The organism is Mesorhizobium sp. M7A.F.Ca.AU.002.02.1.1 (assembly GCF_003998535.1).
GTDB classification, from domain to species: Bacteria; Pseudomonadota; Alphaproteobacteria; order Rhizobiales; family Rhizobiaceae; genus Mesorhizobium; species Mesorhizobium ciceri.
The window spans coordinates 1-6,169 of the sequence record NZ_RZPB01000356.1; the positions used below are offsets into that span (position 1 = coordinate 1).

Below are 6,169 nucleotides of genomic sequence, written 5' to 3' on the forward strand. Positions count from 1 at the left end.
CCCGTGGCCGGGCTGTCGCTGGCACGGATCACGCCTTCGGCGATGTCGTCGACATAGGTGAAGTCGCGCGTGTGGTTGCCGTTGTTGAACAGTTTGATCGGCTCGCCAGCAAGGATGTTTTTGGTGAACAGGAACAGCGCCATGTCCGGGCGCCCCCAGGGGCCATAGACGGTGAAGAAGCGAAGCCCGGTCGTCGGCAGCCCGAACAGATGGCTGTAGCTGTGCGCCATCAGCTCGTTGGCGCGCTTGGTCGCGGCGTAGAACTGCAGCGGGTGGTCGGCCGGACGATGCTCGGAAAACGGCATGTCGGTGTTGGCGCCGTAGACACTCGAGGTGCTGGCATAGGTCAGGTGCGCGACGGCGCTGTTGCGGCAGGCCTCCAGCATGTTGGTGTAGGCGATGATGTTGCTTTCGACATAGGCGTGCGGGTTTTCCAGGCTGTAGCGAACCCCTGCCTGGGCGGCGAGATGGATCACCCGGTCGAATGCGTGGTCGGCAAAGCAGGCGTCGACCACGCTCTTGTCGGCGAGATTGCCGCGGATGAAATGGTAGCCGGCATTGGTCTTGCGGCTCGCCTCGTCCAGGAGCCGCAGTCTCGCCTCCTTGATTTCCGGATCGTAGTAGTCGTTGACGTTGTCGATGCCGACGACCTCGTCACCGCGCTCCAGCAGCCGCTTGGCTACGTGATACCCTATGAAGCCGGCCGCGCCGGTGACCAGAACCTTCATCAGAAGCGCCCATCCGTGACATGCCTGGGAAACAGACCCTTGATGTCGTAAATGACGCCGGGGGTCTTGCAAAGAGCCTGCAGGCCGTCGACGCCCAGAGCGCGGAACTGCCTGTGGCCGACGGCCACGATAACGACGTCAATGTCCTTCATTCCTCAGGTCCGGACATTTTCCTCAAAGGCCACCCCCATCACCAGAATCCGACTGCCAACGACCAAGAGCTACGACAGCGCGGCTGCTCCAGCAAGCATCTATTTCTCGGATCAACAGTGCGGGAACTTTTGATCAACAGCATTGCTTTATGCGATTGAAAAGATACCGTCTGCAACGCACCAACGCCGAACGATAGGGCCAATAATGCGATGTAATTTCCAGCACCGCTTCGGCGATCAACCCCTTGGCAAGTCGCCTGGGAGCCGAGACAGATCGATCTAGAGAGCGGAGATATTGCGTTCCGAAGCAGCTGTATGTTGGTGTCGTCGGGACGGCAACCTAATCAGATGCGTATGGCCGGCGGAGGGTACCGATCATCGGCCATAAGATCGGCCAAACATCCGGGCAAATTCGAAATATATCTTTATAATTACGTATTTAGCAGAAGCCAAGATCGGCCAGACATGGAAGAAAGCGTTTCAACTACATTCACCCGTTCCCCGACGGCAATGGCCGCGTCAGCCGTTTGATGAGCCACGCCATGGCCCATGAGGCTGGGATCGCCGCGCACGGGCTGTGGTCGATCTCACGCGGTCTAGCGCGCGGCGTGAAAAGCCGCACGGACTACAAGCGCATGATGGATCATGCCGATATGCCCCGCCAGGGTGATCTCGACGGACGGGGCAACCTCTCCGAGCGCGCACTCGGCGACTTTACGCTATGGTTCATGCAGGTGTGCATCGATCAGGTGAACTTTATGACCGGCTTGTTCGATCTCGACACGCTCGCGAAGCGGCTGCGTCGCTACGTCGAGCGCAGTGGCCTCAAACCCGAAGCCGCCCGCCTCCTGGAGGAAGCGCTAATGCGCGGCGAATTTGAACGCGGCGAAGCGTCTCGCATTAGCGGACTACCCGAACGCACGGCGCGTCGCGTGTTCAATGAGGTGATCGCGCTCGGTCTGTTGGCGTCGGAAACACCCAAAGGTCCGGTGTCGATACGCTTTCCGGCCAACGCATTGGATTCACTGTTTCCGAAGCTGTTTCCAGAAACCTAAGTGTGATTACTTGGCAGACGCCACGCTGAAATCCGCCAATCACCCCACGCCAGCCAAGGCTTGATTGCTCAAGCCGCTGGTCTGCTCGGGCTTCAGCCGCGCTTGAGCAGCGTCCAGACGGCCGGCACCAGGCTTGCCGCGAGAGCCACCTTGATCAGGTCGCCGACGATGAACGGCACGACGCCGAACTGCCACGACTTTTCCGGACCGATGAGCAGCGCCAGCCAGGCAAAGCCCATCGCCATCATGACGACTTCGCCAACCAGCATGGCGTTGAAAAGCTTGATCGGATGGCGGTCCCAGCCGCGATCCGCCGCCCAGCCGACAATGGCCGCCATGACCACGACGCCGGCGAGATAGCCGCCGGTCGAGCCGAGCATGTAGGCAATGCCGAGACCCTTTTCAGGCGTGCTCTGGAAGACGGGGAAGCCCATGGCGCCCTCGGCCATGTAGAGCAGCAGGGTGGCGACGCCGAGACGCATGCCGAAAGCGGCGGCAATCAGCAGCACGGCCAGCGTCTGCATCGAAATGTCGACCGGCCCGAGCATCACCTTGGTCTTGGCCGACAGTGTCAGCACAAGCGTTCCGGCGATGGCCAGGAAAAGCTGCGTTGCCAGCCGCGCCGCGCCGCTTTGCGGCAGAGCCAGAGAAACAAGCGGACGCATCGTAGTTGCAATTGCCATGGTATTTCCCCAATCCGATTGCCGCTACCAGATGTTCGCGGCCTCACATCCTCCTATATTGGCTTGCGTGTTATGCGGCAATCGGTTTTGCCGTTTCCCCAAACAAGGCACCGATGCATGGCACTGAAGTTCGAGACCGGCTTCGACCCCCTCTATGGCCAGGGGGTGAGCGTCGCGCCCGATGTCCAGCGCATCACGGCCCGCAATCCAAGCCCTTTCACCTTTCACGGCACCAACAGCTACATAATTGGCCGCGATACGCTGGCGGTGATCGATCCGGGGCCGCATGACGAGGCGCATCTGCGGACCCTGCTCGAAGTGATCGCAGGCCGGCCAGTCAGCCATATCTTCGTCAGCCATACGCATCGCGACCACTCCCCGCTGGCGGCCCGGCTGAAAGAGCGCACCGGCGCCATCGTGCTGGCCGAGGGGCCGCACCGGCCGGCAAGAGCCCTGCACATCGGCGAGACCAATGCGCTCGACGCCAGTGCAGACATGGCTTTCGTTCCCGACATCGCCCTTTCCGACGGCGAGGCGGTCGATGGCGACGGCTGGTCGATCAGGACGGTTCTGACCCCGGGCCACACCGCCAATCATGCGGCATTCGCGCTGGAAGGAACCGGCATCCTGTTTTCGGCCGATCATGTCATGGCCTGGGCAACCTCCATCGTCGCCCCGCCGGATGGAGCGATGGCCGATTACATGGCCTCGCTGGACCGTCTAATCGACCGCGAGGACCGCTTGCTGCTGCCCGGACATGGCGGGCCGGTGACGGCACCGCGCGCTTTCATGCGCGGGCTGAAGACGCACCGCAAGATGCGCGAGCGAGCCATCCTGGAGCGGGTCAGAGAAGGCGACCGGACGATTCCCGACATGGTCAGGGCGATCTACAGGGATACCGATCCGCGGCTGCATGGCGCCGCCGGATTGTCGGTGCTTGCCCATCTCGAGGATCTGACGGCGCGCGGTCTGGTTGTGACCGATGCCGCACCGGCCATCGACGGCATTTTCACGCCGGCCGGATAGGCAACGCAGCCCACTGCCAAGTGCCCGTGCCTCACTCGGCCGGCGCGGCGCCAACCTGACCGGCGACTTCCTGGTCGAGCTCGGCAAGGAAATCGACAATACGCGCGGCATTGTCGCCAAGGTCGTAGCGACCGTAGCGGGACGCCGACCGCATGTCGACGATGACCGTATCGCCATCGTCCGTCACGCGGATCGCCACATCGGCGGGAAGGCCGATCACGAAGCCCTTGGCGACGGCGGTGATGGTCACCTCGCTTTGCCCGGCGAGATCAGGATAGGGTTCCGATAGATCCCAGTCGCGCCGGTCGAGTACGGTTTCGACGGCATTGACGACAGTCTCGAACGGCAGGTCGTAGCTGCGTGCGCTGACCAGCGGATAGCTATCGGTCTGCAGCCGCTGTTCCCCAGGCGTCGACGGCGCAAGCACGTTCATATCCTTCTTGCGGTCGCTCACGTCGAGCGCCGGCGGTTCGTCGAAATCCGTCGAGATGTCCCTGAGCGGCGGATAGATCGTCGCCCAGTAGGCGGCGACGCCGTAGGGTGCGAGCACCAGCAGCGCCAGCAGCGCGCCGACCGTCAGGTCGCGACCGCCGCGGTCGCCGAAATTCCAGAGCCGCGAAAAGGCAAACCCGGCAAACAACAGCGCCATCGCCGCCAGCAGCGCGACAATGCCGAGCACCCACAGAAAGACAGGTGTTTCGACGAGATCGAAGCGATGGCCGACAAAGACCGTCAGCAGCAGCACCAACGAAAAAGCGGCCGTGCGCCGCGACCATCCGGCCGCCCTCGACGTTTGCCGTTCAGGAATACTTGCCATCGATTGCCGCACCACCCCAACCCGAACGGAGACTTAGAACCTTTTTGCGATGCCATGAAGCCGAAACATGCGACATCGCGTCAATCCGTCGGCAGGCGATAATCCTTGAACTGCTGGCGCAAGGTGATCTTCTGGATCTTGCCGGTGGCGGTGTGCGGAATTTCACCGACGAAGGCGACATCGTCCGGCATCCACCATTTGGCCACCTTGCCGTCCATGAAGTCGAGAATATCAGCCTTGCTCGGTTCCTTGCCCGGTTTGCGGACGACGACCAGCAGCGGCCGTTCGCCCCATTTCGAATGGTGGACGCCGATGGCTGCCGCCTCGGCGACATCGGGGTGACCGACAGCCAGGTTCTCGAGGTCGATGGTCGAAATCCATTCGCCGCCGGACTTGATGACGTCCTTGGCACGATCGGTGATCTGCATATAGCCGCCCGCGTCGATGTGGGCGACGTCGCCGGTATCGAACCAGCCGTCCCCGTCGAACTGCTCCACGCCGGCGCCGCCATAATAGGCACGGGCAACGGCCGGCCCACGCACTTTCAGGCGGCCAAATGTCTTGCCGTCCCAGGGTTGCGCATTGTTGTCGTCGTCGGTCACCTTCATTTCGACGCCGAACGGCGGATAGCCCTGTTTCTGCTGGACATCGAGCCGGGCTTCGCCCTCAAGACCAGCATAGTCCGGCTTCAGGGTGCACAGCGTGCCGAGCGGCGACATTTCGGTCATGCCCCAGGCATGGATGACCTGGACATCGTAGTTCTGCTGAAACTTCGTCATGATCGCGCGCGGGCAGGACGAGCCGCCGATGACGACCTTATTGAGATAGGGAAGCTTCTTGCCGGTCTCCTCCAGATGCTGCAGCAGCATCATCCAGACGGTCGGCACGGCCGCACTGAAGGTCACCTTCTCGGTATCGAGCAGTTCATAGATCGAGGCGCCGTCCATCTTGCAGCCGGGCATGACCAGCTTGGCGCCGATCATCGGCCCGCTCTGGCCAAGGCCCCAGGCATTGGCGTGAAACATCGGCACGACAGGCAGGATCGTGTCGCGCGACGACAACCCCATGGCGTCGGGCATGGCGGCGATCATGGCGTGCAGCACGTTCGAACGGTGGCTGTAGACGACGCCCTTGGGATCGCCCGTGGTCCCGGAGGTGTAACACATGCCTGCGGCGGTGCTTTCGTCGAAGGTCTTCCAGGCGAAGTCGCCATCCGCCTCGTCAAGCCACTCTTCATAGGCGACCACATTGGGCAACGTCGTCTGCGGCATGTGTGCCTTGTCGGTCAGCACGATCACCTGTTTCAGCGACTTGACGGCGCCGGCGATCTTCTCGAGCAGCGGCACGAAAGTCAGGTCGACGAAGACTGCCTTGTCCTCGGCATGGTTCATGATCCAGACGATCTGCTCGGGAAACAGCCGCGGATTGAGCGTGTGGTAGATGGCGCCGATGCCCATGATGCCGTACCAGGCCTCGATGTGGCGGGCGGTGTTCCAGGCCAGCGTCGCGATGCGGTCGCCCAACCCATAGCCGTCGCGCTCCAGCCGCTGGGCGACCTTCAGGGCGCGACGATGGATGTCGGCGTAGGTGGTGCGCACGATCGGCCCTTCGATCGAGCGTGACACGATCTCGCGCATGCCATGCTGCCGCTCGGCATTGTCGATGAGCTTATGGCAAAGCAGCGGCCATTCCTGCATCAGTCCCAGCA

Annotated in this window: 7 protein-coding genes and 1 pseudogene; 3 read left to right on the plus strand and 5 right to left on the minus strand. The window is 62.2% G+C overall.

Features of this window, described 5'->3' with window-relative positions; genetic code table 11:
• Both EN879_RS20820 and EN879_RS39070 read right to left on the minus strand, forming a co-directional pair.
• Nucleotides 1-728 (minus strand): NAD-dependent epimerase/dehydratase family protein (locus tag EN879_RS20820; protein WP_127274219.1); only part of this gene is annotated, 728 nt, incomplete at its 3' end.
• Nucleotides 728-880, minus strand: a complete 153-nt coding sequence (locus tag EN879_RS39070) for a hypothetical protein (protein ID WP_158515784.1) — start codon at nucleotides 878-880, stop codon at nucleotides 728-730. The genes EN879_RS20820 and EN879_RS39070, both read right to left, overlap by 1 nt.
• A 482-nt stretch (nucleotides 881-1,362) precedes the next feature.
• Here EN879_RS39070 and EN879_RS40655 point away from each other — a divergent pair.
• A pseudogene (locus tag EN879_RS40655) lies at nucleotides 1,363-1,416 on the plus strand (Fic family protein); the annotation flags it as partial.
• A 6-nt stretch (nucleotides 1,417-1,422) separates the two neighbouring features.
• Nucleotides 1,423-1,935, plus strand: coding sequence for a hypothetical protein (locus EN879_RS20825; protein WP_244514275.1), 513 nt, complete (start codon nucleotides 1,423-1,425; stop codon nucleotides 1,933-1,935).
• A 92-nt stretch (nucleotides 1,936-2,027) separates the two neighbouring features.
• On the opposite strand, the gene EN879_RS20830 is transcribed toward EN879_RS20825, so the two are convergent.
• Entirely contained in the window at nucleotides 2,028-2,618 is a 591-nt protein-coding gene (locus EN879_RS20830) for a biotin transporter BioY (protein ID WP_127274220.1), read from the minus strand.
• A gap of 117 nt (nucleotides 2,619-2,735) precedes the next feature.
• On the opposite strand from EN879_RS20830, the gene EN879_RS20835 reads away from it, so the two are divergent.
• On the plus strand, nucleotides 2,736-3,644 hold the full coding sequence (locus EN879_RS20835; protein ID WP_013532737.1) for an MBL fold metallo-hydrolase: 909 nt from the start codon (nucleotides 2,736-2,738) through the stop codon (nucleotides 3,642-3,644).
• 31 nt (nucleotides 3,645-3,675) lie between these two features.
• On the opposite strand, the gene EN879_RS20840 is transcribed toward EN879_RS20835, so the two are convergent.
• Both EN879_RS20840 and EN879_RS20845 read right to left on the minus strand, forming a co-directional pair.
• A complete protein-coding gene (locus EN879_RS20840; RefSeq protein ID WP_013532738.1) occupies nucleotides 3,676-4,461 on the minus strand; it encodes a DUF1499 domain-containing protein in 786 nt (261 codons plus the stop codon).
• A gap of 80 nt (nucleotides 4,462-4,541) precedes the next feature.
• Nucleotides 4,542-6,167 (minus strand): fatty-acid--CoA ligase, encoded by a 1,626-nt coding sequence (locus EN879_RS20845; protein WP_127274221.1) that lies wholly within the window; start codon nucleotides 6,165-6,167, stop codon nucleotides 4,542-4,544.
• Between the last annotated feature and the right edge of the window lie 2 nt (nucleotides 6,168-6,169).

Excerpts from the sequence above, each read along its gene's own strand:
- EN879_RS39070 (WP_158515784.1), bottom strand. The coding sequence starts at position 880 with ATGAAGGACATTGACGTCGTTATCGTGGCCGTCGGCCACAGGCAGTTC.
- EN879_RS20825 (WP_244514275.1), top strand. The coding sequence starts at position 1,423 with ATGGCCCATGAGGCTGGGATCGCCGCGCACGGGCTGTGGTCGATCTCA.
- EN879_RS20830 (WP_127274220.1), bottom strand. The coding sequence starts at position 2,618 with ATGGCAATTGCAACTACGATGCGTCCGCTTGTTTCTCTGGCTCTGCCG.
- EN879_RS20835 (WP_013532737.1), top strand. The coding sequence starts at position 2,736 with ATGGCACTGAAGTTCGAGACCGGCTTCGACCCCCTCTATGGCCAGGGG.
- EN879_RS20840 (WP_013532738.1), bottom strand. The coding sequence starts at position 4,461 with ATGGCAAGTATTCCTGAACGGCAAACGTCGAGGGCGGCCGGATGGTCG.